The organism is Pseudomonas sp. H2_A10, assembly GCF_054680085.1.
The window spans coordinates 5,448,326-5,473,319 of record NZ_CP162821.1; the positions used below are offsets into that span (position 1 = coordinate 5,448,326).

Below are 24,994 nucleotides of genomic sequence, written 5' to 3' on the forward strand. Positions count from 1 at the left end.
TTCGTCAAGAAGGATATCCATGTCTCGTCCCAAGCCCGACCCGTTGTCGGCCGATGCCTTTCGCGGGTTTTATACGGACATTCTGTATTTCCTGCGCAAACGCACCGACAACGTCAACGACGCGGCCGACATGACCCAGGATGTCTTTGCGCAATGGCTCAACTACCGCGACCGGGCCAACGTCGAGCAGCCACGGGCGTTTCTGTTCCAGATGGCGCGCAACCTGCTGCGTGATCACTGGCGCAAACAGAAGGTACGGCACACCGTCCATGCGGGTCACGATGACATAGACGCGGAACCTGTCACCGACGAGCAAAACGAACCCATGGCCGCGGCGCTGCGCCTGCAACGCCTGGAACAGTTGAAAGAAGTCCTCGCCGAACTCTCGCCCCGCAGGCGAGAAGCCCTTATGCTGCACCGCTTCGAAGGCCTGAGCCAGGCGCAGATCGCCGAGCGCATGGGCATTTCGACCAGCATGGTGGAAAAGCACATCGCCTTTGCCCTGCTGCATTGCAAGCGACGCCTTCACACCGAACCCGGCACGGAGCAGCCAGAATGAACCGCCTGAGCGACACCGACGCCCTCGACATCGAAGACAGCGACGCCATCGATGCCCAGGCCGCCAGTTGGTTTGCCCGCCATCGCAACGACGCCGACCGTGCCGACCGCAAGGCCTTTGCCGCCTGGCTGGCAACACCCGCGCACGCGCGCGCCTATGCCGAGTTCGAACAACTGTGGGCCGACCTGGCCCAATTGCAGCAACTGAACAAACCCGTGGCGCTGCCGACGCGCAAAACCTCCGTGTGGCGCCCTGCCCTGGCCGTGGCCGCCGGGTTGCTGTGCGCCGTACTGGCCACCCAGATAGGCGCGCCCCGCACGCTTTACCACACCCAGGTCGCGGCGCATGCCAAGGGCATGCGCACCTTGCCCCTGCCGGATGGCAGTACCTTGTATGTGAATGCCAATACGCGCCTGCGCGTGGATTTCACCGCGCACCAACGCATCGTGCATCTGGACAAAGGCCAGCTGTACATCGAAGTGGCCGCCGACAAGGAACGGCCGCTGTTCGTGCAAGCCGGCGAGGCCAGCGTGCGGGTAGTGGGCACCGGGTTTGACGTGCGGCGCAGCCCGCAACAGCTGGTGGTCAGCGTCGCCCATGGAGAGGTCGCCTTCGAGCCGGACGCAAAAAGCCCGGCCACCCTGCTTGGCGCCCGGCAACGCGCCAACTACAGCTACGCCCAGGGCACCGTGCAACAACAAACCCTCACCGGCGAAGAGGTCGCCGACTGGCGCGGTGGCCACTTGTCGTTTCGCAACCGTGAGCTGGCCGGCCTGATCGATGAACTGAGCCTGTACCGCCCCCAGGCACCGATGCAGGTCAGCAACGCCGTGGCGCACCTGAAGGTCTCGGGCAATCTTGATGTGAACGATCCAGACGCCCTGCTCAACGCATTACCGGCCCTGCTGCCGGTGAAAACCGTGGTCTCGGCCGATGGCATCGTACGGATTGAATCGAGCAAATAACTCGCTGAAAGCCACACATGAGAATATTTTTCATTCGCAGGTGTGGTTTTTTTTGCCTGCTCCGTCTTCCTCCGGTCTGCGTTTGATACGCGCACCTTTCTGGCCATTTGGCCGCACCGGGGGATTTCATGTTTCGCGCGCCTTGCCATGCTTCGCACCTGTTTCTTCGACCGACCCTCATCGCCACCTGCCTGGCCTTAAGCCTCAGCGCCCAAGCCGACTCGCTCACGCTGCAGCTGCCTGCGCAGCCATTGGCAACATCCTTGAGCCAAGTGGCGCAGCAGGCAAAAATCCAGCTGCTGTTCGATGAAGAGTTGCTCAAGAACGTAAAGGCGCCGGCCCTCAGCGGTGACTTCACGCCGGAAGTGGCGATCCGCACCCTGCTGAAAAACGGCGAATTCACCTTGATCAAGGTCGGCAGCACCTACGTGGTAAGGCCCGAAGAGGCCAAGACCACCAACAGCGGCGCGATCCAGCTGGACGCTCTGAGCGTGATCGGCACCGGCAATGAAGTCGACTCCAGCACCGTAGGGCGTTCCACCTTGAGCCAGGCGGATATCGATCGATACCAGCCCGACAACATTCCATCGCTGCTGCAGACCCTACCTGGGATATTCATGGGCGGCTCACCCAAGCCAGGCGGCCAGACCATCAACATTCGAGGCATGGGCGACGCCGAAGATGTGCCCATGACCGTGGATGGCGCGACCAAAAGCGGCTTCGAACGCTATCAACAAGGCACGGTTTTTATCGAGCCGGAGCTGATCAAAAGCATTGAGGTAGAGAAAGGCCCCTACTCGCCATTCAACGGCAACGGCGGTTTCGGCGGCACGGTCAACATGACCACAAAAGATGCACCGGACCTGCTCCAGGACGGGCGCAATGCCGGAGCAATGACCAAGTACGGCTACTCCAGCAATACCCACGAGCAGGTGTACAGCGGCGCGCTGTATGGTCGCACCGATGACGGGCGCATGGACGGCCTGATCTACCTGACCAAGCGCGACGGCGCAGACATGAAGCTGGCAGGCACGCCGCCGGACCCGCGCAATGAATACCCTATAAACCCCAAGCGCCTACCCAACAGTGCACAGGATGTAGAAGGCGAGCTGTTGAAGTTCAATGCTCACTTCACCGACGAACACAGCATGGGACTGTCCTACTCCAGCGCCAAAAGCGAACGCATGGCGCCGTTTTCGGCTAAAAGCTACCCGTCACCACCCACGCAATTGACCATCAACCGGTATGGCTACGAAGGCGCGCTGAAACGTCTTCTGGCCGACCGAGAAACCGTCGACACCACCTGGTCGGGCAAATACCAATACCAGCCGCTGAACAATCCGTTGATCGACCTGAAACTCAGCTACTCATTCTCTCAGACCGACCAGACTGACGAGCGCGCCGAGAACGCCGTCATAGGCCTGAGTACCGGTGGACGCAAGATGGAAACGTCTTACACCGATCGAATACTTGAGGTACGCAATATAAGCCTGCTTACCACAGGCCCGCTGGAACACGCGGTCACCACCGGCGTGCAGATCCGCAAGCACAGCCGCGAAACCGAAAGTTGGATGCCGGGGGCGACCTACAACACCGCTAGATACAACTATGGGCATTTCCAGCCCTACTTCATGCCTCACGGCAAGGCCGATACCAACGCTTTCTATGTGCAGGACGCCGTAACACTCGGCGACGTAACAATCACCCCGTCCCTGCGTTACGACCATGTGCGCAACCGCGGCGAAGCCAATGATGCGCCGTACTACAGCAACCCGGACCCGCGTGTCGGCCATGACTACAGCGACCGCACCTATACAGGATGGTCGCCGCGCCTGGCCGCGTTCTGGAACGTGACCCCGGATGTGGCGTTCTTCGCCAGCTGGAACCGCACGTGGCGTGCGCCGGTCATTGATGAACAATACGAGGTCCAAGGTGCCAACAGCACTCGCAGCGCCACCAGCCTCAACCTCGAACCGGAGCGCATTACGGCCATCACAGCGGGCAACGTCACCCATTTTTCCGGTGTCTTTACCCGCGATGACAACCTGCAACTGCGCACCACCCTGTTCCACAACCGTATCGAAGACGAAATCATGAAGGCCACCGGCATCGGCTGCGAACGGGAAATGACGGTGCCGGGCAATATCGATACGGTGTGTACCGACACGGCGTCCAGAACCAACTATCGCAACGTCGGCGGCATGACTATCAAGGGTGTCGAACTGGAGGGCTACTACGACTCGACGTACCTGTTCGGCTCCCTGACTTACTCCTGGGCTACAGGTAAACGCGATAACCCCTACACCAACCCCTGGGCTACCGACCGTCACGTATGGGCACGGGATATCCCCCCGGCCAAATGGGTCGTGGTATTGGGCACCAAGATTCCGAGCTGGAACGCGCAAGTGGGCTGGCAGGGCCAGTTCGTACGCAAGACCGATCGCGTACCCACCGACATCTACTCTGGCGGCTTGAACTCAACCATCGGCGACTTTATCTATGACCAAACCGAAAACGCCAGCTACGACACCCAGGGCCTGTTCGCCAACTGGAAACCGCAACAGGCAGGCCTCAAAGGCACCGAATTCAACTTCACCGTAGACAACCTGTTCAACCGCAGCTACCAACCTGCGCTCAGCGGCGAAGGTGTCTACAGCGAAGGCCGCAACGCCAAGATCAGCGTCACCCGCTTCTTCTAAAACTGTACGGATAAATCCGCGCCCAGCTGTAGGCCCGCGTTCGGCGGGGGTTGTGGCTAGATGGGCTTCCCTTGAAGCCCTCTGGATTTCGGTTACCCCATGAACTCGCGCGAAAACACCGGCATGGCCCTCGGCCTGTTGGGCGTCATCATCTTCAGCCTGACCCTGCCCTTCACTCGTATCGTGGTGCAGGAGATCCACCCGCTGCTCAACGGCCTCGGCCGTGCGCTGTTTGCGGCAGTGCCGGCGGCGGCGCTGCTGCTGTGGCGCCGCGAGCGCTGGCCTAGCTGGCGCCAGGTGCGCGGGCTGTGCCTGGTGATCGCCGGGGTGATTCTGGGCTTCCCGGTGCTGTCGGCCTGGGCCATGCAAACCTTGCCGGCGTCCCATGGTGCGCTGGTCAATGGCCTGCAACCGCTCTGCGTGGCGCTGTACGCGGCGTGGTTGTCCCATGAGCGGCCATCCAAAGCCTTCTGGGCTTGCGCGGCGTTGGGCAGCGGGTTGGTGCTCGGTTACGCGTTGATCACCGGGGCCGGCAGTATCCAGGCGGGCGATCTGTTGATGCTCGGCGCCATTGCGGTAGGCGGCCTGGGCTATGCCGAAGGCGGCCGCCTGGCCAAGGAAATGGGCGGCTGGCAGGTAATCTGCTGGGCACTGGTGCTGTCGACACCGGTACTGATCGGCCCGGTGTGGTACCTGGCGGCGCAGCATCAAGGTGTGATTTCCATACGCACCTGGTGGGCGTTTGGCTATGTGTCGCTGTTCTCGCAGTTCCTGGGGTTCTTTGCCTGGTACGCCGGGTTGGCCATGGGCGGCATTGCGCGGGTCAGCCAGATTCAGTTGCTGCAAATCTTCTTCACCATCGCGTTTTCGGCATTGTTCTTCGGGGAACATATCGAACCGATTACGTGGGTGTTTGCGTGTGGGGTGATCGTGACGGTGATGTTGGGGCGCAAGACAGCGGTGCAGCCTGCGCCCATTCCCAAGGTACACACCGTCTAACGGTGAGGTGCTGTGTTCAGCCCAGCAACCCATCCGCGCGCAGCAGGGTTTCCAGGCAGTGTTCGCTGATGTGGTAGAACGCCTTGAGCTCTTGAATCTTCTCCAGCAACTGCGCGTTGTCCACCGGCTCGGCGCGCTTGACCGCCAGGATCATCTTGTTCTTGTTGGTGTGTTCCAAAGAGATGAACTCGAACACCTTGGTCTCGTAACCACAGGCTTCAAGGAACAACGCACGCAAGCTGTCGGTGACCATTTCCGCCTGCTGGCCCAGGTGCAGGCCGTATTGCAGCATCGGCTTGAGCAACACCGGGCTCTGGATCTGCAGGCGGATCTGTTTGTGGCAGCACGGCGAGCACATGATGATCGACGCGCCGGAACGGATACCGGTGTGGATCGCGTAGTCGGTGGCAATGTCGCAGGCATGCAGGGCGATCATCACGTCCAACTCGCTGGGCGCCACGCTGCGCACGTCACCACACTTGAACACCAGCCCCGGGTGTTCCAGGCGGGCGGCGGCGGCGTTGCACAGGGTTACCATGTCTTCGCGCAGTTCCACGCCGGTGACTTCGCCTTCAGCCTTGAGGGTATTGCGCAGGTAGTCGTGGATCGCGAACGTAAGGTAGCCCTTGCCCGAGCCGAAGTCGGCGACGCGCACCGGTTGCGCAAGCTTCAGCGGTGACGAGGTCAGGGCATGGCTGAACACTTCGATGAACTTGTTGATCTGCTTCCACTTGCGCGACATCGACGGGATCAACGCCTGCTTGGCGTCGGTCACGCCCAGGTCGGCGAGGAACGGGCGGCTCAGGTCGAGAAAGCGATGCTTCTCGCGGTTATGTTCGGCCGAGGGCGCCTCACGCAGTTGCTGCGGCTTGCTTTTGAACAGCGAACTTTTGTTCTTCTTGCTGTATTCCAACTGCGCTTCATCGGTCAGCGCCAGCAAATGCGCGTTCTTGAACGCTGCCGGCAGCAGTTCGGCAATCGCTGCCACCCCGTCGGCCAAGGGCAAGTTCTTGGTGATGTCGCGAGTTTTGTAGCGGTAAACGAAGGACAGGCATGCCTGCTCCTTGACCGTCACAGGCTTGATGATCAGCCGTTGCAGTTCGGCTTCGTCACCCACGTACTTGGCCAGTACCAGTTTGATAAAGGCGTTCTGCGCCAGGTTTGTGCTCAGCAGTTCGATGAACTGGGCGTGATGATCCGGTTGAGCGGTGACAGACATGAACAAAAACGCCTCGGGCAGGGAATACCAGGCATTTTAGGGGGGATGGGGGTTAAGGGCACGGGGTTATTTGATCAGTGGTAAATTCCTGAGCCACTGTAGATCCAATGTGGGAGAGAGCAAGCCCCCTCCCACACTTTTGCTCAGTGGTGGCTGGGCTATTCGAGTACCACCAGGCGATTGGGCAACTCATTGCGAGCCTGCGTCACCGGCACATGCACCTTGAGCAACTCGCCACAGGCTTCAATGCAAGCGATAAACCCGGCCAGCGTCTGCCCCTGTTTCACCTGCTGGGTAAACGCCTTGACGATGGCATCCCAACTGCTGTTATCCAGGCGCTTGGAAATGCCCTCATCCACCAGGATCTCCACATACCGCTCGGCCTCGCTGACAAAAATCAGCACGCCGGTACTGCCCAGGGTGTGGTGCAGGTTCTGTTCGAGGAATTGGCGACGTGCCAGGTTCGAAGCACGCCAGTGGCGCACCGACCGGGGGATAAGCCGCGTGGTGACCTTGGGCAGGCGAAACACCAGGCACAGCACAATGAACGTCGCCCATTGCGCCAGCAACAAGGTGTACATGGTCAGGTAGCCCGACAGGTAATGCACCACACCTGGCACCACCAACGCGATCAAGCTGGCCCACAACAACGGGATGTAGGCGTAATCATCGGCACGCGCGGCCAGTACCGTCACCAGTTCGGCGTCGGTCTGTTGCTCGACCCGGGCGATGGCTTCGGCGACTTGGCGTTGCTCGTGTTCAGTCAGTAATGCCATGGTTGTACATGCTCTTTTCTCGTTATTGTCATCACCAGCCACCTGAAGCGCCGCCGCCGCCAAAACCGCCACCACCGCCACGGAAACCACCGCCACCACCGCCTCCCCCGCCGCCGCGCCCGCTGCTGAGCAGCGCCAGCAAGATCGCCCCCACCGGCAGGCCCATGCGGTTGCACAACCACAACACGCCGATCAGCAGCACGAACAGGCCAATGGAAAACCCGGGATTATCCTTGGCGAAATTGGCATCCGCCACATGGGCGGGCACCGCCAGCGGCTCGCCGCCCACCACCTGGATCATCGCGGCCACGCCGTCGCTGATGCCCTGGCTGAAGTTGCCGGCCTTGAATTTGGGAACAATGACCTGGTTGACGATCACCCAGGACTGCGCGTCGGTGAGCACGCCTTCCAGGCCGTAACCCACTTCGATGCGCAATTTGCGCTCATCGCGGGCGACGATCAACAGTGCGCCGTTGTCCTTGCCCTTCTGGCCAATGCCCCACGCACGCCCCAATTGATAACCGTAGTCTTCAATGGGCACGCCCTGCAGGTCGGGCACGGTAACCACCACGATCTGGTCACCGGAGGTTTGCTCCAGCGCCTGCAACTGTTGGGTTAGCTGCTGGCGCGTCGCCGGGTCGAGCATCTGGGCGTTATCCACCACCCGCCCGGTCAACGCCGGGAAGGTCAACGCCGCCTGGGCCGCGCCCACGCAGGCCAACAGCCACAGCGCCAGGCCTATCCGTAATAAACGCATCGACACCTCAGTGCAGCCTTATTTGAACTTCACTTGCGGTGCTTTATCGGCATCGGCGCTGGTGGCTTCAAACGTGGCGCGGATCGGCAAGTCGCTGTACATCACGCTGTGCCACAGGCGACCGGGGAAGGTGCGGATCTCGGTGTTGTAGGCCTGCACAGCCTGGATGAAATCACGACGGGCCACGGCAATGCGGTTTTCGGTGCCTTCAAGTTGCGATTGCAGGGCCAGGAAGTTCTGGTTGGCCTTAAGGTCCGGGTAACGCTCGGACACCACCATCAAGCGGCTGAGGGCGCCGCTCAAACCGTCCTGGGCTTGCTGGAACTGCTTGAGTTTTTCCGGGTTGTCGAGGGTGCTGGCGTCCACTTGGATCGAGGTGGCCTTGGCCCGCGCCTCGATCACGGCAGTGAGGGTGTCCTGCTCGTGGGCGGCGTAGCCCTTGACCACTTCCACCAGGTTGGGGATCAGGTCGGCGCGGCGCTGGTACTGGTTCTGCACCTGGCCCCAGGCGGCTTTGGCCTGCTCATCCAGCGTGGGGATGTTATTGATGCCGCAACCGCTCAGCACGGTGCTGATCAATAGCAAAGCCGCGGCCTTGAAGCCCCAGCGGTAACCGTGTGCTGCTTGCATGGTGTATCTCCTGCCCAATCTTTGATGGAATTTGACGACTAACCCTATAAACCACGCGCTTGGGGCATAATCCGCCACCACTGGAATGCATCGAGCCAATCAGCTACAAAGATGCCCAGCGCGAAAAAGAGTTCAGAGTGTGCTGCATTTATCTGAACAACACCCGAACAACAATAGACGCTCCCCACATTTTGGCCGACGGCGCCCATGGTGCTGTGCAGTGAGCCGAAAAAGGATATTCATGAAAAAGCTGTGTTTGCTCGGCCTTGTTGCCACTCTGGCCAGTCACCCCGTATGGGCAGAAACAAAGCCTGCTGCGCTTAAAGACAAGGACGCCTTCGTCAGCGACCTGCTCAAGCAGATGACCCTGGATGAAAAGATCGGCCAATTGCGCCTGATCAGCATCGGCCCCGAAATGCCCCGTGAGCTGATCCGCAAGGAAATCGCCGCCGGCCGCATCGGTGGCACGTTCAACTCCATCACCCGCCCGGAAAACCGTCCGATGCAGGACGCGGCCATGCGCAGCCGCCTGAAGATCCCGATGTTCTTCGCCTATGACGTGATCCACGGCCACCGCACCATTTTCCCGATCAGCCTGGCCCTGGCGTCCAGCTGGGACATGGACGCCATCGGCCGCTCCGGGCGCATCGCCGCCCAGGAAGCCGCCGCCGACAGCCTCGACATCACCTTCGCGCCGATGGTCGACATCTCCCGCGACCCACGCTGGGGGCGCACGTCCGAAGGTTTCGGTGAAGACACCTACCTGGTCTCGCGCATTGCCCAAGTGATGGTGCGCGCCTTCCAGGGCGCCAGCCCCGCGAACGCCGACAGCATCATGGCCAGCGTCAAGCACTTCGCCCTGTATGGCGCGGTGGAAGGCGGGCGCGACTACAACGTGGTCGACATGAGCCCGGTCAAGATGTACCAGGACTACCTGCCCCCTTACCACGCGGCAATCAAGGCCGGTGCCGGCGGCGTGATGGTGGCGCTCAACTCGATCAACGGCGTGCCCGCCACCGCCAACACCTGGCTGATGAACGACCTGCTGCGCAAGGACTGGGGTTTCAAGGGCCTGGCCGTGAGCGACCATGGCGCGATCTTCGAGCTGATCAAACACGGCGTGGCCAAGGACGGGCGTGAAGCCGCCAAGCTGGCGATCAAGGCCGGCATCGACATGAGCATGAACGACTCGCTGTACGGCAAGGAGCTGCCAGGGTTGCTCAAGTCCGGCGAGATCGAGCAGAGCGACATCGACAACGCCGTGCGTGAAGTGCTCGGCGCCAAATATGACATGGGCCTGTTCAAGGACCCGTACCTGCGTATCGGCAAGGCCGAGGACGACCCGGCCGACACCTACGCCGAAAGCCGCCTGCACCGCGCCGATGCGCGTGATATCGCGCGCCGCAGCCTGGTGCTGCTGAAAAACCACAACCACACCCTGCCCCTGAAAAAATCCGCGACCATCGCCCTGGTCGGCCCGCTGGCCAAGGCGCCGATCGACATGATGGGCAGTTGGGCGGCTGCCGGCAAACCCGAACAATCGGTGACCCTGCTTGACGGCCTGAACGCGGTGATCGGCGAGAAAGGCAAAATCATCTACGCCCGTGGCGCCAACATCACCAACGACAAGGCGGTGGTCGACTACCTCAATTTCCTCAACTTCGATGCCCCGGAAGTGGTGGATGACAAGCGCGCGCCGCAGGTAATGATCGACGAAGCGGTCAAGGCCGCCAAGGAGGCCGACGTAGTGGTCGCCGCCGTTGGCGAGTCCCGTGGCATGTCCCACGAGTCGTCGAGCCGCACCGACCTGAACATCCCGCAAAGTCAGCGCGACCTGATCAAAGCCCTCAAGGCCACCGGCAAACCGCTGGTATTGGTGCTGATGAATGGTCGTCCATTGTCGATCCTCGAAGAGAACCAACAGGCCGACGCCATCCTGGAAACCTGGTTCGCCGGCACCGAAGGCGGCAACGCCATCGCCGATGTGCTGTTCGGTGACTACAACCCGTCGGGCAAGCTGCCGATCACCTTCCCACGCTCCGTGGGGCAGATTCCGACCTACTACAACCACCTGACCATCGGCCGGCCGTTCACCCCAGGCAAGCCGGGCAACTACACCTCGCAGTATTTCGATGACACCACCGGGCCGCTGTTTCCATTCGGCTACGGCCTGAGCTACACCACCTTCAGCCTGTCGGACATGGCGCTGTCGTCCACCACCCTGAACAAGACCGGCAAGCTCGACGCCAGCGTCACCGTGCAAAACACCGGCAAGGTCGACGGCGAGACCGTGGTGCAGCTGTATATCCAAGACGTGGCCGGCTCGATGATCCGCCCGATCAAAGAGCTGAAGAACTTCCAGAAAATCATGCTCAAGGCCGGCGAAGAGCGCACCCTGCACTTCACCATTACCGAAGAAGACTTGAAGTTCTATAACACCCAGCTCAAGTACGCGGCGGAACCGGGTGAGTTCAATGTGCAGATCGGGTTGGACTCCCAGGACGTGCAGCAGCAGACGTTCGAATTGTTGTAATACCCGCGGCCCCCTCTTCAGCAAAAGAGGGGGCCACGTGCTCGCCCGTGTCGAGCCGCGCTAAGTTAACTTTCGCTCACCTCTCCAAGCCAAGTCCTACATCAAGCCCCCTGCGTACTCGCACACCCTGTCCGCCCAATTTCATGTGCAGGTGTGTGGACTATGTCGCCCACGAAAAACGCCCGAGCGGCAACTCGAAAGACGTTCGATCCATCATCGTTCAAGCGGAATGCGTTCGCCCTCTGTGTCCTTGGCGGCCTCTCGGGTACGCCCGTTGATGCTGCAAATTATGTGGAACAAGGCCGGCTGCACGACGCGGCCAGTTGGCGCAGCGAAGAATTCAAACGTAACTGGGGGCTGGGCGCCGTAGGTGCCGATTACGCCTATGCCCGAGGTTTGAGCGGCGCGGGTGTACGCCTGGGGGTGTATGACTCCGGAACCGACCTGCGTCATAGCGAGTTTGCGGGCAAGCCCAATAATGGCGTGCGTCTGGCAGACCCTGGGTGCATGAGCGATACCGTGCTGTACGACGGCTGCTTCTACAGCGAAGGTGACCGTGGTGCCGTAAACGTTGTGGATGCACTGCCACCCGAAGCGTTGCTCGCCCTGGAAGAGGCCATTGAAAATGGTGACCTCACCAGAGAGGAACTGGACAACTACCTCAAGAACGTGAGCAACCGATACGACCCGCACGGTACTCACGTTGCGGGTATCGCGCTGGCCAATCGAAATGGCGAAGGCGCACAGGGCGTTGCCTACGCCGCCACCGTGAGTGCGGTGCGCCGGTTCAGCAATACCTACCAAGGGACGCCTGGTGAATCACCCTTCATGGTCGCCAATATGACGCGCGAAGCGGTCGACCTCGCCTACGCCGACCTGCACAGGCAGGGCGTGCGTGTGGTCAACCACAGTTGGGGCGCCCCGACATTGCCGGCGGATGAAGCAGCGCTGGACGCGTTGTTAAACAACACCAGTAACCTCCAATACCCAGAGCTCAAGGCCATTGCCGACAGCGCGGTCAAATACGGCATGCTGCAAGTCTGGGCAGCGGGCAATACCCGGGTAGAAAACATGTCCCCGCAAACGGCGCCCTTTCCCGGACTTCATGCCAGCCTGCCACGCGCCATGGCAGAGCTTGAGCCGTATTGGTTGAGCGTGGTCAATTTAAATAAAGAGCTGACCTTGAGCGATCGTTCCTACCGCTGCGGTTTCAGCAAAGACTGGTGCCTGGCCGCACCGGGAACGGGCATCCAATCCACCTGGGTGGCAGGCTCGGTAAACACCGAAAATCACTACGACGACGAAGGCGCGGTCGACGGTTTCAAAGTGACCGGCGACACACCCGAACTCGCTTACTCGACTCAGTCAGGCACCTCCATGGCCGCCCCCCACGTCACCGGCGGGCTGGCGTTGCTGATGGAACGCTTCCCTTACCTCAGCAACCCGCAGATCCGCGACGTACTGCTGACCACGGCCACCGACCTCGGCGAGCCGGGCGTGGACGACGTCTACGGCTGGGGCCTGATGAACCTGAAAAAAGCCATCGATGGGCCCGGCCAATTGCGCGTCGATACCGTGGTGAATATGGACCGTCCTGCCGGCGGCGCCATCGTCTGGCAAGGCGCTGCCTGGGACGACTGGCGCAACGATATCAGCGGCCCCGGACGCCTGGAAAAAACCGGTATCGGCTGGCTGCGCCTGAGCGGTAATAACAGTTTTGCCGGGGCCACGCTCAAGGAAGGCGTTCTGGAACTGGACGGTACCAACCGTCTCAAGGGCGACGTCGCACTCGACGGCGGTGTCCTGCGCCTCAATGGCACGCTGGCTGTAGAGGGTGATTATCAGCAAGCCGGCGGCGCAACCTTGATGACCGGCCTGGTGGCTCAGCCCGCTGCGGCAAACCTGCAGGTCAGCCGGCAGGCTTCGATCAACGGCGGCACGCTGTACCTGAACGCATCGCCCAACAGCTACCCCTTGGGCCAGCGCTACAACATCCTGCAGGCCAAAGGCACGTTGAACGGCGAGTTTGCCTCGATTGACCATCGTGAGTTCTCCCCCTTCCTGAGCGTTTCGCAGCTCAAGCAGGGCAATGACTTGCTGGTGGAATTCGGCCGTGGGCGCTCCCTGGCGTCAGCGGCCGACACTGCCAACCAACGCGCCGTCGCCGCTGCGGCAGACGCGCAAACCTCGCCCACCCCGTTGCTGCAACGCCTGACAGCACTGTTTCCGGACCAGGCGCCGTCCGCCCTCGACCAGTTGAGCGGCGAACTGCATGCCAGCACCCAGGCGGTGTTGATCGAAAACAGCCGTGTGCTGCGCCAGGCGGTGCTTGAGCGTCAACGCGTTGCGCACGACAGCCGCGCCGACGAATCAGATGCGGCGAGCCGTGGCGCCTGGGTGCTGCTGCCCCGCCAATCCGGCCAACTGGCAGGCGATAACGGCAGCGCACGCACGTCGCACAGCAGCACGGGCCTGCTGGTCGGTTTCGATCATCAACTGGAACAAGGCACGCGCATGGGGCTGGTGGCCGGCACCGGTAGCACCGAAATCAAGGCCGGGCCACGCGGCAAAGCGACTGTCGACACCTACCAGTTGGGCCTGCACGCCGGGCACACCTGGGACGCGTTCGGCCTCTATGGCGGCATCGCCTATGCGCAACACGACATCCAGACCAAGCGCCGCGTCAGCTTCCCCGGCGTAGAGAACCGCCTGTCCGCCCACTACGCCAGCCGCACGGTGCAGACGTTTGCCGAAGCCAACTACAGGTTCATCCATGACTTCTGGGATTGGCAGCCCTATGTGCAACTGGCCAACGTGCAGCAGCGCAGCAAGGGTTACAAAGAGCGAGGCGGCGTGGCGGCACTGCGCGGCAAAGGTTCGAAAGAAAGCGTCAACCTGACCACCGGCGGTGTGCGACTCAACCTCGACCTGGGCAAGGCGCAAATCGGCCCATCATGGCTGAGCGTGCGTGGCGCTCTGGCCTACACCCATGCCAGCGGCGACCTGCAGCCTTCCACCCAGGCCGCCTGGGATGGCGCAGGGGTGATGACTGTCAGCGGTGCGCCGCTGGATCGCCTCAGTACCCGCATGGAGTTGGGCGCCACCGCGCGCCTGACCCGCGCGAGTGCCATCGACCTGAGCTTCACTCGGCAGCGGGGCGAACGCACGCGCGACCAAAGCCTCACCGCCCAGTACACGCTGCAGTTTTAAGCCACCGGCGGGGGTGCCTTACCCCCGCCGATCCAACAGGTTGACCACCAACCGATCAATCCAGCCCCACACCCGCTGCTTAACCCGCCGCCACAATGGCCGTGCTTTCCAGGCCTCCAGGCTCACCGCCTGGCTTTGCCCGAAATCACGCTCGAAACTGCCCGCGACCGCCTGCGTCAACTCAGGGTCCAACGCCTCAAGGTTGGCTTCCAGATTGAACCGCAGATTCCAGTGGTCGAAATTGCACGAACCGATGCTGACCCAGTCGTCCACCAGCACCATCTTCAGGTGCAGAAAACAGGGTTGGTATTCAAATATCCGCACGCCCGAGCGCAGCAAACGCGGGTAATAACGGTGCCCGGCGTAACGCACGGAGGGGTGATCGGTACGCGGGCCGGTGAGCAGCAAACGCACATCCACCCCACGCCCGGCCGCTCGGCGCAACGCACGGCGCACGCCCCACGTGGGCAGGAAGTAAGGCGTGGCCAGCCAGATGCGTGCCTTGCTGTTGTTAAGTGCACGGATCAACGATTGCAGAATGTCGCGGTGTTGACGGGCGTCGGCATACGCGACGCGACCCAGCCCAGGCCCGGTGGCCGGCAGCTTGGGCAGGCGCGGCAACCCAAAGTGGGTGGCCGGCTTCCACTCCCGGCGAGCCACGTTGGCGTGCCATTGCCGGTCGAACAGCGCTTGCCAGTCCAGTACCAGCGGGCCGCTGATCTGCACCATGACTTCATGCCAGTCGGCGGTGTCCTGCCCTGGCGTCCAGAATTCATCGGTAACGCCGGTACCGCCAACCACGGCGATGCTCTGGTCAATCAACAGCAACTTGCGGTGGTCGCGATACAGGTTGCGCATCCAACGCCGCCAGTTCAGGCGATTGTAAAAACGCAACTCCACACCCACCTCGGTCAAGCGCTTACGCAGCCCGAGGGTAAACGCCAGGCTGCCGTAATCATCGAACAGGCAGCGCACCCGCACGCCGCGCTCGGCGGCCAGCACCAACGCCTGCACCATGGCTTCGGCGCAGGCACCGGCCTCCACCAAATACAACTCCAGATCAACCTGACGTTCGGCGCGGGCAATGCCCACCAGCATCTGCGGAAAAAAACGCGGCCCGTCGATCAGCAACTCGAAACGGTTGGCGCTGCGCCACGGGAACACCGCGCCACTCACTTCAGCGCGCCGTAAAAATCAGCACCGCACCCACCGGCACCGACAAACTGATCGACTTGAGCCCCGCCGCCTTGCGCAACGCCGCCACACCCGGCGCGAGGTCGAAATCCTCGGCATGCAACACCACAGGTTCCAGGGTGACCACTTGGAAGCGCCGGTCATCCAGGCGCGTGGCGAGTAATTCGGCGCTGTAGGTCTGGGTTTTGCCGTGCAGGGTCACGCTCAGCGGCAAACGCAATTCCAATTGCGCGCCGGGGGCAAGTTCGTTGATGGGTTGCAGGTTGATCTGCGTGTTGATAAGCGCTTCGGGGAAGGTCTTGATCTGGAACAGGCTATTGCGCATGCGCTCGTCACGCAGCGGGATGCCGCTGTTGACCGACTCCAACTCCACCTCCAACTGCGCGGCGCCCTTGCCATCGACCTTGCCGTGCAGCACCAGAAAGCGCTGCACTTCGGCGATCTCGGTGTTTTTGGTGGTGACAAACGACAGGCGTGAGGACTCGTTGTCCAGGTACCAGTCGGCGTGGGCGGGCACGGCGGCACCGGCCAGCAAGGTGAAGGCCAGGGGTTTGAACACAGACGCGTTGAACATAAAAACTCGTGGGGCGAAAAACCTGGACGAACCTTAAGCGCATGTCACGAGCGGCGCAAATCCAAATGTGGGAGAAGGGCTGAATCAGGGGGTCAACCGACACCCCTGCCGCTCGCCCAACCACCGCGCCGTGTGCGTGCGCCCCAACCCAGTCGCCGTCACCTCGCTGCGCTGCGGGTTATCCCTGAACGCGCTGGTGGGTACGTATTGCTTTACATACCCCAGGCAATACGGCGCCGGGTTATTCGCCACGTACCGGCACGAGCAGTATTCCTTGGCGGTGTACGCCGCGATGATGTCGGGGAAGGCCTGCAGGTTGACGCGCTCGTGCCACCCCCAGCCGAGCAAGGCGAGCAACAGCAGCAGGAACAGGCTGGTAAACGGCCGACGACGGATCATGGCTGCACCGCTGCGAGTACGCGTTTAAGCAGTTCGTTGTGACGATAAGTACCGTCGCGATCATCGCCGTAGCGCACGATCACCACGTGTTCGGCGGGCATTATGAACAGTGCCTGGCCCCAGTGGCCAAGGGCGGCGAAGGTGTCGGCGGGGGCGTCGGGCCAAGGCTTTGGCGTGCCCTGGTTAAGCCACCAGTGGCCGCCGGGAACGGCTTCGTCCTGGCCGGTGTTGTAGTGAGCGAACGGCTGGCGGTTGAAGGCGACCCACTCCTTGGGCAGCAATTGCTGCTGGTGCCAACGCCCGTCACGTGCCATCAACAACCCTACGCGAGCCAGGTCGCGGGCGGTGAGGTAGGCGTAGGACGAGGCGACGAAGGTTTCGTCGGCATCGGTTTCCCAGGTGGCGTTGCGAATGCCCAGCGGCTGGAACAGCACATCCCACGGGTAACTCATGTAGGCCTTGTGGCCGAGCATGCCCTTGAGCGCGGCGGACAATAAATTGCTGTCGCCACTGGAGTAACGGAAAGCCTGACCGGGGGCGCTGAATGAGTCGGAGTTGGCGGCGAACTCGGCCATATCGCTGCGGCCTCGGGTGTAGAGCATCGCGACCACCGAAGATTTCAGCGGCGCGTATTCGTAGTCTTCCTGCCAGTCCAGGCCCGAGGCCCAGTGCAGCAGGTCGGCCATGGTCACCGTCGGGTGCTGTTTCATTGGCGGGTAAAAACGCGCCACGGGGTCGCTGAGTTTGAAGCGGTTATCGCCGTAGGCCACGCCGAGCACGGTGGCCATCAGGCTTTTACTGATCGACCAGGTCAGGTGCGGCGTGCTGGCGGTGGTGGGCGCGGCGTAGCGTTCATAAATGACCTGGCCGTCGCGAATCACCAGCAACGCGTCGGTGCGAATGCCTTGGCGGGTGGCGTCATCACGCGCAGGGAATGCGTAGGTTTCGAGGGCTTCGACGGCGGGGCCGGACAGTGGCGGGCCCTTGACCCAGTCCGTGTCGGGCCAGGTTTCAGCGCGGGCGGTAACGGTGATGAACAGCAGGGCAACACACAACAAGCCTCTGACCATGGACGCAGACTCAAGGGGGCATTCGAGCCCGCGAGCCTAGCCCAGGCGCATGACAGATTGACGACAGAGGGGCTGTCATCCAAGCGTCACCATAACTTCATGGAGATGACACCGGGGCTACATAGCCTGAGTTTGGACAAACAAGTCGACCGGCCGAAAGTGGCTGGCACTCGGAGATTCGCCATGACTCAGATCGCCCGCATCAGCGACACCGGCAATGAACGCCGCCTGCAAGCCGAACGCCTGGTTGGCGCCAACGCTTTGCAGGAAGCCCAGGCCCTGCGGTTCAACGTGTTCAGCGGCGAATTCAACGCCAAGCTGAAAGGCGCGGAACATGGCCTGGACATGGATGACTATGATGTTCACTGCAGCCACATCGGCGTGCGGGATTTGAACAGCGGTCGATTGGTCGCCACCACCCGTTTGCTCGACCACCAGGCCGCCAGCACCCTGGGCCGGTTCTACAGCGAAGAAGAATTCAGCCTGCATGGCCTGCTGCACCTGCAAGGGCCGATCCTGGAAATCGGCCGCACCTGCGTCGACCCGGCTTACCGCAACGGCGGCACCATCGCGGTGTTGTGGGGCGAGTTGGCCGAGGTGCTCAACCAGGGCGGCTACAGCTATTTGATGGGTTGCGCGAGCATTCCGATGCACGACGGCGGTATCCAGGCCCACGCCATCATGCAGCGCCTGCGCGAACGCTACCTGTGCAACGAACACCTGCGCGCCGAACCGAAAAAACCGCTGCCGGCGCTGGACTTGCCGTCCAACGTAATTGCCGAAATGCCGCCGCTGCTCAAGGCCTATATGCGCCTGGGCGCGAAGATCTGCGGCGAGCCATGCTGGGACGAAGACTTCCAGGTCGCCGACGTGTTCATCCTGCTCAAGCGCGACGAGCTCTGCCCGCGTTACGCACGTCACTTCAAGGCGGCCATGTGATGAGCCGGCTACGCATCTACGGGCGCATCGCCCGCGTGCTGGTGGTGGTGGCGCTGGGCTTGAGCATGGCCAGTGTATTTGGCCTGTTCGAACGCTTGGGCGTGGCCAATTCGATGGTGCGTCGCCAGCGCTGGTCGCGGTTCTTTATGGCCCGGCTGACCAACGCCCTGCCCTTTCGCGTGACGGTGCACGGCGAGTTGCCGACGCAGCCGATGCTGTGGGTGAGCAACCACGTGTCCTGGACCGATATTCCACTGCTGGGCGCGGTGGCGCCGATGTCGTTCCTGTCCAAGGCGGAAGTGCGCACCTGGCCGGTCGCCGGTTGGCTGGCCGCCAAGGCAGGCAGCCTGTTTATCCGTCGCGGTTCGGGTGACAGCCAACTGATCCGCAAGCAGATGACCCGTCACTTGGAACAACAGCACCCGCTGCTGATGTTCCCCGAAGGCACCACCACCGACGGGCGCAGCCTGCGCACGTTCCACGGGCGTTTGCTGGCCAGCGCAATCGACGCGCACGTATCGCTGCAACCGGTGGCGATCCGCTACCTGCGCGACGGGCAAGTGGATGCGCTGGCGCCGTTTATTGGCGATGACGATTTGCTGTCGCACCTGATGCGCTTGTTTGCCAACGATCAGGGCGATGTGGAAATCCACGTACTCAAACCGATTGCCTGCGCCGGGCAGGAACGCGCGGCGCTGGCGTATCAGGCGCAGCAGGCGGTGCAGAAGGCGTTATTCGGGCCGTTGCCGGAGACCGAACAAGTGGCTGTTCGGCCAGCGTTCGCCGCCTGATATGAGCTAAACACGGTTCCAATGTGGGAGGGGGCTTGCTCCCGATAGCAGTAGTTCAGTCAACCTATACAGTGACTGACCCACCGCCATCGGGGGCAAGCCCTCTCCCACAGCTAGATCTCAGTAGTCAGTTGGTCTTGTGCAAATGCCTGCAATTGTGGATAGAACATCCGGAAGTCCTCACTCAGCGGCTCATACAACACACGCAACTCCTGCATCGCATGTTCCAACGCCTGCGGCTGAGTCAACCGCCGCGAAATCCCGCGCAGCACCTGCTCCATCACCGCGAACTCACGGTACGAGCCCAGCCAATCGTCCGCTGCCATATACGGTGCAATCTGCGCCAGCCGCCCCGGCAGTTGCGGTTCGGCCGCGAGCACGCGGTACACCTGCGAAGTGAAATGCTCCAGCGGCTGGTCGGCATACAGCGCCCAATCCCGCGCCAGGCAGTGGTCGAAAAACACATCGAGGACGATCCCCGCATAGCGCCTGCGCGTAAGGCTGAAGCGCGATAACGCCGCCCCTACCAGCGGGTGGCTGTCGGTGAAGCGGTCGATGGAACGATGCAACTGGATCGCCGATTCGATCGGCAGGCTGAACTGGCCCTGCAGGCGACCTTTGACAAAGTCGCCATAAAGGCTACCCAGCAGTTGTGCCGGAAGTTGGCCGCCCAGATGCAGATGTGCGAGATAATTCATGGCGCGCAGTCTAGCACTGCCAACCACGTATCGTTATAACCCGATATACCGATTCAGAAGGGTCTCAGATCAAAATCATATTGGTATATCGGGATGTAGCGATTTAAAGTTCGCCTCATCGCGATATAACGCTTTACGAAACGAGCAACTGCCATGTCCATCGACCTCGACGAAATAATAAAAGCCCTGGCGCACCCAGTACGACGAGACATTCTCACCTGGCTCAAAGACCCGAAAGTGCAATTCCCCGAGCAACTGCACAACCACGAATACGGCATCTGCGCCGGGCAGATCGACCAACGCTGCGGCTTGTCCCAGTCGACGGTGTCGGCCCACCTGGCCACCTTGCAACGGGCGGGATTGATCAGCAGCCAGAAGGCCGGGCAGTGGCATTTTTTCCGGCGCAACGAGGAAACGATACAAGCCTTCCTCGCGGCGCTTACCACTGAACTCAGCGCTGAATTCAGCGCGCCGCTGTAAAGGACACGAAAATGCCTCTCTCGCTGCTTATCCTGGCCTTGAGCGCCTTCGCTATCGGCACCACCGAATTCGTCATCATGGGCCTGCTGCCCGATGTAGCGGCGGACCTCGGCGTATCGATCCCCGGCGCCGGTTGGCTGGTCACCGGCTATGCCCTGGGCGTGGCCATCGGCGCACCGTTCATGGCGCTGGCCACCGCCAAGCTGCCGCGCAAGGCCGCACTGGTAGCGTTGATGGGTATTTTCATTATCGGCAACCTGCTCTGCGCCCTGGCCAGCGACTACAACGTGCTGATGTTTGCCCGGGTGGTCACCGCGCTGTGCCACGGCGCGTTCTTCGGCATCGGTTCGGTGGTGGCGGCTAACCTGGTGCCGGCCAACAAACGCGCATCGGCCGTGGCCTTGATGTTCACCGGCCTGACCCTGGCCAACGTGCTCGGCGTACCGCTGGGTACCGCGCTGGGCCAGGAAGCCGGCTGGCGCTCGACGTTCTGGGCGGTGACGGTGATTGGTGTGGTGGCGTTGATCGGCCTGATCCGCTTCCTGCCCGCCAAGCGTGACGAAGAGAAACTCAACATGCGCGCCGAACTGGCGGCCCTCAAGGGTGCCGGTATCTGGTTGTCGCTGAGCATGACCGCACTGTTCGCCGCCTCCATGTTCACCCTTTTCACCTATGTGGCACCGCTGCTCGGTGATGTCACCGGCGTGTCGCCCAAAGGCGTGACCTGGACGCTGCTGCTGATCGGCCTGGGCCTCACCGTGGGCAACATCATCGGCGGCAAGCTGGCGGACAAGCGCCTGGCGGCCACGTTGATCGGCGTGTTTATCAGCATGGCGGTGGTGTCCACGGCGTTGAGCTGGACCAGCGTCGCGGTGATCCCGACCGAAATCACTTTGTTCCTGTGGGCCACCGCCTCGTTCGCCGCCGTGCCCGCGTTGCAGATCAACGTGGTGACCTTCGGCAAGGCCGCACCGAACCTGGTGTCCACGTTGAACATCGGCGCCTTCAACATCGGCAACGCCCTCGGCGCCTGGGTTGGCGGCAGCGTGATCGCCCACGGCTTCGGCCTGGCCAGCGTGCCTTTGGCGGCGGCGGCGCTGGCGATCCTCGCCCTGCTGGTAACCCTGATTACTTTCCGTCAGAGCGGCAACGCCGACCTGGCCCCTGCGACCAACTGATCAACTCACTTGAAAGGTGTTATTTCATGACGACTATTTTCGATCCGATCACACTGGGCGACCTGCAACTGTCGAACCGCATCATCATGGCACCGCTGACCCGTTGCCGTGCCGATGAAGGCCGGGTGCCCAACGCGCTGATGGCCGAGTACTACGTGCAACGCGCCTCAGCCGGGCTGATCCTCAGCGAAGCCACGTCCGTGACGCCGCTGGGCGTGGGCTACCCGGACACGCCGGGCATCTGGTCCAACGACCAGGTACGCGGCTGGGCCAACGTGACCAAGGCCGTTCACGGCGCGGGCGGCAAGATTTTCCTGCAACTGTGGCACGTGGGCCGCATCTCCCATGAGTCGTACCTGAACGGCGAGACCCCGGTAGCCCCTAGCGCGATCCAGGCCAAAGGCCATGTCAGCCTGGTGCGCCCGCTGGCCGACTACCCGACGCCGCGCGCCCTGGAAACCGCGGAAATCGCCGAGATCGTCGACGCTTACCGCACCGGTGCCGAAAACGCCAAGGCGGCCGGCTTTGACGGCGTGGAAATCCACGGCGCCAACGGCTACCTGCTCGACCAGTTCCTGCAAAGCAGCACCAACCAGCGTACCGACAACTATGGCGGCTCCCTGGAAAACCGTGCACGCCTGTTGCTGGAAGTGACCGATGCGGCCATCGAAGTCTGGGGCGCCGGCCGTGTGGGCGTGCACCTGGCACCGCGTGCGGATGCTCACGACATGGGCGACGACAACCTGGCGCAAACCTTTACCTACGTCGCCAGCGAACTGGGCAAGCGCGGCATCGCGTTTATTTGCTCCCGCGAGAAAGAAGGCGCCGACAGCCTCGGCCCGCAACTGAAGAAAGCCTTCGGCGGCGTGTACATCGCCAATGAGCGCTTCACCAAGGACAGCGCCAATGCCTGGCTGGCCGAGGGTAAAGCGGACGCCGTAGCGTTCGGCGTGCCGTTCATTGCCAACCCGGACCTGCCTGCGCGCCTGAAGGCCGATGCGCCGCTCAACGAAGCGCATCCGGAAACCTTCTACGGCAAGGGCCCGGTGGGTTACATCGATTACCCGACGCTGTAATCACCTCAGACGCAAAACCAAATGTGGGAGCAACTGTCTTGATGACCCTAACTTTGGCATCGCTTTTTAAGACAGCCAAGCTCCCACAGCTTCAAGCCGTGTGACCTTCAACCACACATCGCTGCAGATTCAGGCAGCGTGTTCTTTCCATTCGGCTCTATAACGCAGCATCGCGTTCAGCCTGACTAACAAAACACGCATGCATGCAATTAGCGCAACTTTTGCGCGTTTGCCTTTGTCGCGCAGTGCTTTATAGCGGGCCTGGAATTCAGGCTGTTCCCGGATGACAACCCAGCAGGCCATGTAGAGCGAGCGACGCACGGAAAACCTCCCGCCGCTAATGTGACGCGCACCTTGGTGTTTCCCACTGTCGTTGTTATACGGAGCGAGGCCCGCTAGCGCCGTGATCGGACGCCTGCCAATCTCGCCCAGCTCCGGCAGATATGCCATTAGGCTAGCCGCCGTAATGAGCCCGATGCCCTTAACTGAGCACAGGCGTTCGACTTTTTCGCGGTCTAGCCTGTTGGCGGTTTCGCGAATCAGCTGCTCTATCGCGTTCACAGCCTTGCTCAAGTAGTCGATATGGCTCTGCAACGCCGGTTTTACTACGTCGCAGGAGGCTGTTTTCAGGCGCCTTCTGTCATCGTCCCTCTGCTGAACAAAGTTCTCTCGCTGCTGGACTAACGCGCGCAACTCGTCATGTTCCGGGCTGGTGATTCGGCTGCTTGGTGAGTCGAGAACCGCTGCGAACTGCGCAAGAGACTTTGCGTCTATCGGGTCGGTTTTAGCGTGTTGCCCCATCGCCCTGGAAAAACTCTTGGCCCGACGGGGATTGACGCAGATGACATTAAGGCCCGCAGCCTGAAGCGCCTTCATGACTTTGCGCTCATAACCGCCAGTAGCCTCCAACACCACGCGTCCGACCTGGTGAAGCAATAGCCACCCAATCAACCCAGGGAAATCTTCTTCGGCGTTAGCGCAATTTACCCCAACGTCAACCTGATGAACTCGAGCTTCAAGGCTGTCCTTGGAAACATCAATGCCTGCTGGATAGGAAAACATAGCCAAACCCTCTTACACTAAAAGTGAGAGCGCTCTGGCTTGATCCACGCTTGTAACTGTTCGAGGTGGGCTCGTTCAACTGTTCGGGCTCATGTCCAGAGCGGAGAAGTGAGTGGCAGCATGGGCTCCCACACGTGCTTTAAGCACTTCGGGCATTCAGCTTGCCACTCACCCTCTCACTCTCAGCTTAATCCCGTATCAAGACACAAGGGGGCTTGCTCCCGATGGCGGCGGGTCAGTCACTGTATGTGTTGACTGATCCACTGCCATCGGGAGCAAGCCCCCTCCCACATTTTTGACTGTATGTTTCACCTTTGAAACATTGCTTCACATAGCGGCAACAATATCGCTACAAAATACTTAGGCGACTACCTATCAACCGCCTGCCAGCCCGTATATAAAGTCACCCCACCAATCAGGCAGAAGGACGATTGACTGTCCTTAGGCTTTACTGTTGACACAACCTGATGCAATTACGCATTTTGTCTCAATTGCGCAGGCTAGGGCTCAGGCGCAGCATGTCGAGCCCTGCATCCACCCAGCGTTCGGCTTCCTGATGTAACTGAAAGCTGTCGGGCACCAGCAACCACTGGCCAATCAACCCGTTGATGTAGGCATGGATGCAAACAGCGCCCCGGGTAGTGTCGAGGTTTTGCGGAAGCTGCCCGCGATGGACCGCGTTACGCAGTGTCAGGCCGATGCGCAAGTTGCATTCCAGGCTATGGGTTTGGCGCTGGCGGCGCATGTCGCACATTTCATCGGTGAATTCGCACTTATGAAACAAAATCTCGTTGATGCGCCGGGTTTTCGGGTCCAGGGCCACTTGATGAAACAGATGAATCAGCAGCTTGCGCATGCAGCCCAGTGGGTCGAGTTCATCCTCGCTTTCACTGGCCCTGGCCAATTCATCCAGCGGTTCATGCAACGTATCGAGCAGCGCCCGCAGCAGATCGGATTTATTGCTGAAGTGCCAGTAAATGGCGCCCCGCGTCACACCGGCCAACGCGGCGATGTCGGCCAACGTGGTGCGCGCGACGCCGCGCTCATAGAAGGCTTGCTCGGCGGCATCGAGAATCTGGCTGCGCGTTTCCTGAGCTTCCTCTTTGGTGCGACGAACCATGGCAGTAAAACCTCAATCAAGACACTTGAGACTATCGTTAACGCAACGTTAATAGACGCGGACGAT

The 24,994-nt window shown here is 61.3% G+C and carries 22 protein-coding genes; 11 read left to right on the forward strand and 11 right to left on the reverse strand.

Going from position 1 to position 24,994, the window contains the following annotated elements; translation table 11 throughout:
* Positions 1-19: 19 nt before the first annotated feature.
* The 4 genes from AB4O23_RS25390 to AB4O23_RS25405 all read left to right on the forward strand — a co-directional run bounded on the left by AB4O23_RS25390 (position 20) and on the right by AB4O23_RS25405 (position 5,222).
* On the forward strand, positions 20-559 hold the full coding sequence (locus tag AB4O23_RS25390; RefSeq protein ID WP_017529630.1) for an RNA polymerase sigma factor: 540 nt from the start codon (positions 20-22) through the stop codon (positions 557-559).
* Positions 556-1,524 (forward strand): FecR family protein, encoded by a 969-nt coding sequence (locus tag AB4O23_RS25395; protein WP_017529631.1) that lies wholly within the window; start codon positions 556-558, stop codon positions 1,522-1,524. The genes AB4O23_RS25390 and AB4O23_RS25395 overlap by 4 nt, the downstream gene beginning before the upstream one ends.
* A 128-nt stretch (positions 1,525-1,652) precedes the next feature.
* On the forward strand, positions 1,653-4,223 hold the full coding sequence (locus tag AB4O23_RS25400) for a TonB-dependent receptor (RefSeq protein ID WP_460061147.1): 2,571 nt from the start codon (positions 1,653-1,655) through the stop codon (positions 4,221-4,223).
* 99 nt (positions 4,224-4,322) lie between these two features.
* On the forward strand, positions 4,323-5,222 hold the full coding sequence (locus tag AB4O23_RS25405; protein ID WP_065877120.1) for a DMT family transporter: 900 nt from the start codon (positions 4,323-4,325) through the stop codon (positions 5,220-5,222).
* A gap of 16 nt (positions 5,223-5,238) precedes the next feature.
* Here the strand turns inward: AB4O23_RS25405 and AB4O23_RS25410 are convergent, their stop codons facing one another.
* From AB4O23_RS25410 to AB4O23_RS25425, 4 genes are all read right to left on the reverse strand, one after another.
* Entirely contained in the window at positions 5,239-6,441 is a 1,203-nt protein-coding gene (locus AB4O23_RS25410) for a class I SAM-dependent methyltransferase (protein WP_017529633.1), read from the reverse strand.
* A 158-nt stretch (positions 6,442-6,599) separates the two neighbouring features.
* A complete protein-coding gene (locus AB4O23_RS25415; protein ID WP_017529634.1) occupies positions 6,600-7,217 on the reverse strand; it encodes a TPM domain-containing protein in 618 nt (205 codons plus the stop codon).
* Positions 7,218-7,248: 31 nt separating this feature from the next.
* Positions 7,249-7,974, reverse strand: coding sequence for a TPM domain-containing protein (locus tag AB4O23_RS25420; RefSeq protein WP_026067408.1), 726 nt, complete (start codon positions 7,972-7,974; stop codon positions 7,249-7,251).
* A gap of 18 nt (positions 7,975-7,992) precedes the next feature.
* Positions 7,993-8,604, reverse strand: a complete 612-nt coding sequence (locus tag AB4O23_RS25425) for a LemA family protein (RefSeq protein ID WP_017529636.1) — start codon at positions 8,602-8,604, stop codon at positions 7,993-7,995.
* Between the two features lie 241 nt (positions 8,605-8,845).
* On the opposite strand from AB4O23_RS25425, the gene bglX reads away from it, so the two are divergent.
* Both bglX and AB4O23_RS25435 read left to right on the forward strand, forming a co-directional pair.
* The gene (gene bglX / locus AB4O23_RS25430; protein ID WP_065877123.1) at positions 8,846-11,137 is read left to right on the forward strand and encodes a beta-glucosidase BglX; all 2,292 of its coding nucleotides are present in this window, start codon (positions 8,846-8,848) and stop codon (positions 11,135-11,137) included.
* A gap of 291 nt (positions 11,138-11,428) precedes the next feature.
* Positions 11,429-14,347 carry a S8 family serine peptidase gene (locus AB4O23_RS25435; RefSeq protein WP_223497270.1) on the forward strand — a complete coding sequence of 973 codons (2,919 nt, stop codon included), beginning with the start codon at positions 11,429-11,431 and terminating at the stop codon, positions 14,345-14,347.
* Between the two features lie 18 nt (positions 14,348-14,365).
* On the opposite strand, the gene AB4O23_RS25440 is transcribed toward AB4O23_RS25435, so the two are convergent.
* From AB4O23_RS25440 to AB4O23_RS25455, 4 genes are all read right to left on the reverse strand, one after another.
* Positions 14,366-15,523, reverse strand: coding sequence for a phospholipase D-like domain-containing protein (locus AB4O23_RS25440; RefSeq protein ID WP_068937774.1), 1,158 nt, complete (start codon positions 15,521-15,523; stop codon positions 14,366-14,368).
* 1 nt (position 15,524) lies between these two features.
* Entirely contained in the window at positions 15,525-16,115 is a 591-nt protein-coding gene (locus AB4O23_RS25445) for a YceI family protein (protein WP_017530485.1), read from the reverse strand.
* 84 nt (positions 16,116-16,199) lie between these two features.
* Positions 16,200-16,514 carry an amidase gene (locus tag AB4O23_RS25450; RefSeq protein WP_460061157.1) on the reverse strand — a complete coding sequence of 105 codons (315 nt, stop codon included), beginning with the start codon at positions 16,512-16,514 and terminating at the stop codon, positions 16,200-16,202.
* On the reverse strand, positions 16,511-17,584 hold the full coding sequence (locus AB4O23_RS25455) for a serine hydrolase domain-containing protein (protein WP_017530483.1): 1,074 nt from the start codon (positions 17,582-17,584) through the stop codon (positions 16,511-16,513). The genes AB4O23_RS25450 and AB4O23_RS25455 overlap by 4 nt, the downstream gene beginning before the upstream one ends.
* A gap of 183 nt (positions 17,585-17,767) precedes the next feature.
* Here AB4O23_RS25455 and olsB point away from each other — a divergent pair, with 183 nt between their 5' ends.
* Together olsB and AB4O23_RS25465 are read left to right on the forward strand one after the other, a co-directional pair.
* Positions 17,768-18,523, forward strand: coding sequence for an L-ornithine N(alpha)-acyltransferase (olsB, locus tag AB4O23_RS25460; RefSeq protein ID WP_017530482.1), 756 nt, complete (start codon positions 17,768-17,770; stop codon positions 18,521-18,523).
* The gene (locus AB4O23_RS25465; RefSeq protein ID WP_017530481.1) at positions 18,523-19,314 is read left to right on the forward strand and encodes a lysophospholipid acyltransferase family protein; all 792 of its coding nucleotides are present in this window, start codon (positions 18,523-18,525) and stop codon (positions 19,312-19,314) included. The genes olsB and AB4O23_RS25465 overlap by 1 nt, the downstream gene beginning before the upstream one ends.
* 113 nt (positions 19,315-19,427) lie before the next feature.
* On the opposite strand, the gene AB4O23_RS25470 is transcribed toward AB4O23_RS25465, so the two are convergent.
* Positions 19,428-20,012, reverse strand: a complete 585-nt coding sequence (locus AB4O23_RS25470; protein WP_017530480.1) for an acyl carrier protein phosphodiesterase — start codon at positions 20,010-20,012, stop codon at positions 19,428-19,430.
* A gap of 153 nt (positions 20,013-20,165) precedes the next feature.
* On the opposite strand from AB4O23_RS25470, the gene AB4O23_RS25475 reads away from it, so the two are divergent.
* Genes AB4O23_RS25475 through AB4O23_RS25485 form a run of 3 tightly spaced genes read left to right on the forward strand, consistent with a single transcriptional unit; the run spans position 20,166 to position 22,746 of the window.
* On the forward strand, positions 20,166-20,492 hold the full coding sequence (locus AB4O23_RS25475; RefSeq protein ID WP_017530479.1) for an ArsR/SmtB family transcription factor: 327 nt from the start codon (positions 20,166-20,168) through the stop codon (positions 20,490-20,492).
* 11 nt (positions 20,493-20,503) lie between these two features.
* The gene (locus tag AB4O23_RS25480; RefSeq protein ID WP_017530478.1) at positions 20,504-21,670 is read left to right on the forward strand and encodes an MFS transporter; all 1,167 of its coding nucleotides are present in this window, start codon (positions 20,504-20,506) and stop codon (positions 21,668-21,670) included.
* 26 nt (positions 21,671-21,696) lie between these two features.
* Entirely contained in the window at positions 21,697-22,746 is a 1,050-nt protein-coding gene (locus AB4O23_RS25485; RefSeq protein WP_017530477.1) for an alkene reductase, read from the forward strand.
* A 129-nt stretch (positions 22,747-22,875) separates the two neighbouring features.
* On the opposite strand, the gene AB4O23_RS25490 is transcribed toward AB4O23_RS25485, so the two are convergent.
* Entirely contained in the window at positions 22,876-23,808 is a 933-nt protein-coding gene (locus AB4O23_RS25490; RefSeq protein ID WP_068931592.1) for an IS110 family transposase, read from the reverse strand.
* Positions 23,809-24,295: 487 nt separating this feature from the next.
* Positions 24,296-24,928: a TetR family transcriptional regulator gene (locus AB4O23_RS25495; RefSeq protein WP_017530476.1), complete on the reverse strand. Its 633-nt coding sequence runs from the start codon at positions 24,926-24,928 to the stop codon at positions 24,296-24,298.
* Positions 24,929-24,994 lie beyond the last annotated feature (66 nt).

Bases quoted from the DNA above. Each gene is read 5' to 3' on its own strand.
- AB4O23_RS25390 (WP_017529630.1), top strand. From the start codon at position 20: ATGTCTCGTCCCAAGCCCGACCCGTTGTCGGCCGATGCCTTTCGCGGG.
- AB4O23_RS25395 (WP_017529631.1), top strand. From the start codon at position 556: ATGAACCGCCTGAGCGACACCGACGCCCTCGACATCGAAGACAGCGAC.
- AB4O23_RS25400 (WP_460061147.1), top strand. From the start codon at position 1,653: ATGTTTCGCGCGCCTTGCCATGCTTCGCACCTGTTTCTTCGACCGACC.
- AB4O23_RS25405 (WP_065877120.1), top strand. From the start codon at position 4,323: ATGAACTCGCGCGAAAACACCGGCATGGCCCTCGGCCTGTTGGGCGTC.
- AB4O23_RS25410 (WP_017529633.1), bottom strand. From the start codon at position 6,441: ATGTCTGTCACCGCTCAACCGGATCATCACGCCCAGTTCATCGAACTG.
- AB4O23_RS25415 (WP_017529634.1), bottom strand. From the start codon at position 7,217: ATGGCATTACTGACTGAACACGAGCAACGCCAAGTCGCCGAAGCCATC.
- AB4O23_RS25420 (WP_026067408.1), bottom strand. From the start codon at position 7,974: ATGCGTTTATTACGGATAGGCCTGGCGCTGTGGCTGTTGGCCTGCGTG.
- AB4O23_RS25425 (WP_017529636.1), bottom strand. From the start codon at position 8,604: ATGCAAGCAGCACACGGTTACCGCTGGGGCTTCAAGGCCGCGGCTTTG.
- bglX (WP_065877123.1), top strand. From the start codon at position 8,846: ATGAAAAAGCTGTGTTTGCTCGGCCTTGTTGCCACTCTGGCCAGTCAC.
- AB4O23_RS25445 (WP_017530485.1), bottom strand. From the start codon at position 16,115: ATGTTCAACGCGTCTGTGTTCAAACCCCTGGCCTTCACCTTGCTGGCC.
- AB4O23_RS25450 (WP_460061157.1), bottom strand. From the start codon at position 16,514: ATGATCCGTCGTCGGCCGTTTACCAGCCTGTTCCTGCTGCTGTTGCTC.
- AB4O23_RS25455 (WP_017530483.1), bottom strand. From the start codon at position 17,584: ATGGTCAGAGGCTTGTTGTGTGTTGCCCTGCTGTTCATCACCGTTACC.
- olsB (WP_017530482.1), top strand. From the start codon at position 17,768: ATGACTCAGATCGCCCGCATCAGCGACACCGGCAATGAACGCCGCCTG.
- AB4O23_RS25465 (WP_017530481.1), top strand. From the start codon at position 18,523: ATGAGCCGGCTACGCATCTACGGGCGCATCGCCCGCGTGCTGGTGGTG.
- AB4O23_RS25470 (WP_017530480.1), bottom strand. From the start codon at position 20,012: ATGAATTATCTCGCACATCTGCATCTGGGCGGCCAACTTCCGGCACAA.
- AB4O23_RS25475 (WP_017530479.1), top strand. From the start codon at position 20,166: ATGTCCATCGACCTCGACGAAATAATAAAAGCCCTGGCGCACCCAGTA.
- AB4O23_RS25480 (WP_017530478.1), top strand. From the start codon at position 20,504: ATGCCTCTCTCGCTGCTTATCCTGGCCTTGAGCGCCTTCGCTATCGGC.
- AB4O23_RS25485 (WP_017530477.1), top strand. From the start codon at position 21,697: ATGACGACTATTTTCGATCCGATCACACTGGGCGACCTGCAACTGTCG.
- AB4O23_RS25490 (WP_068931592.1), bottom strand. From the start codon at position 23,808: ATGTTTTCCTATCCAGCAGGCATTGATGTTTCCAAGGACAGCCTTGAA.
- AB4O23_RS25495 (WP_017530476.1), bottom strand. From the start codon at position 24,928: ATGGTTCGTCGCACCAAAGAGGAAGCTCAGGAAACGCGCAGCCAGATT.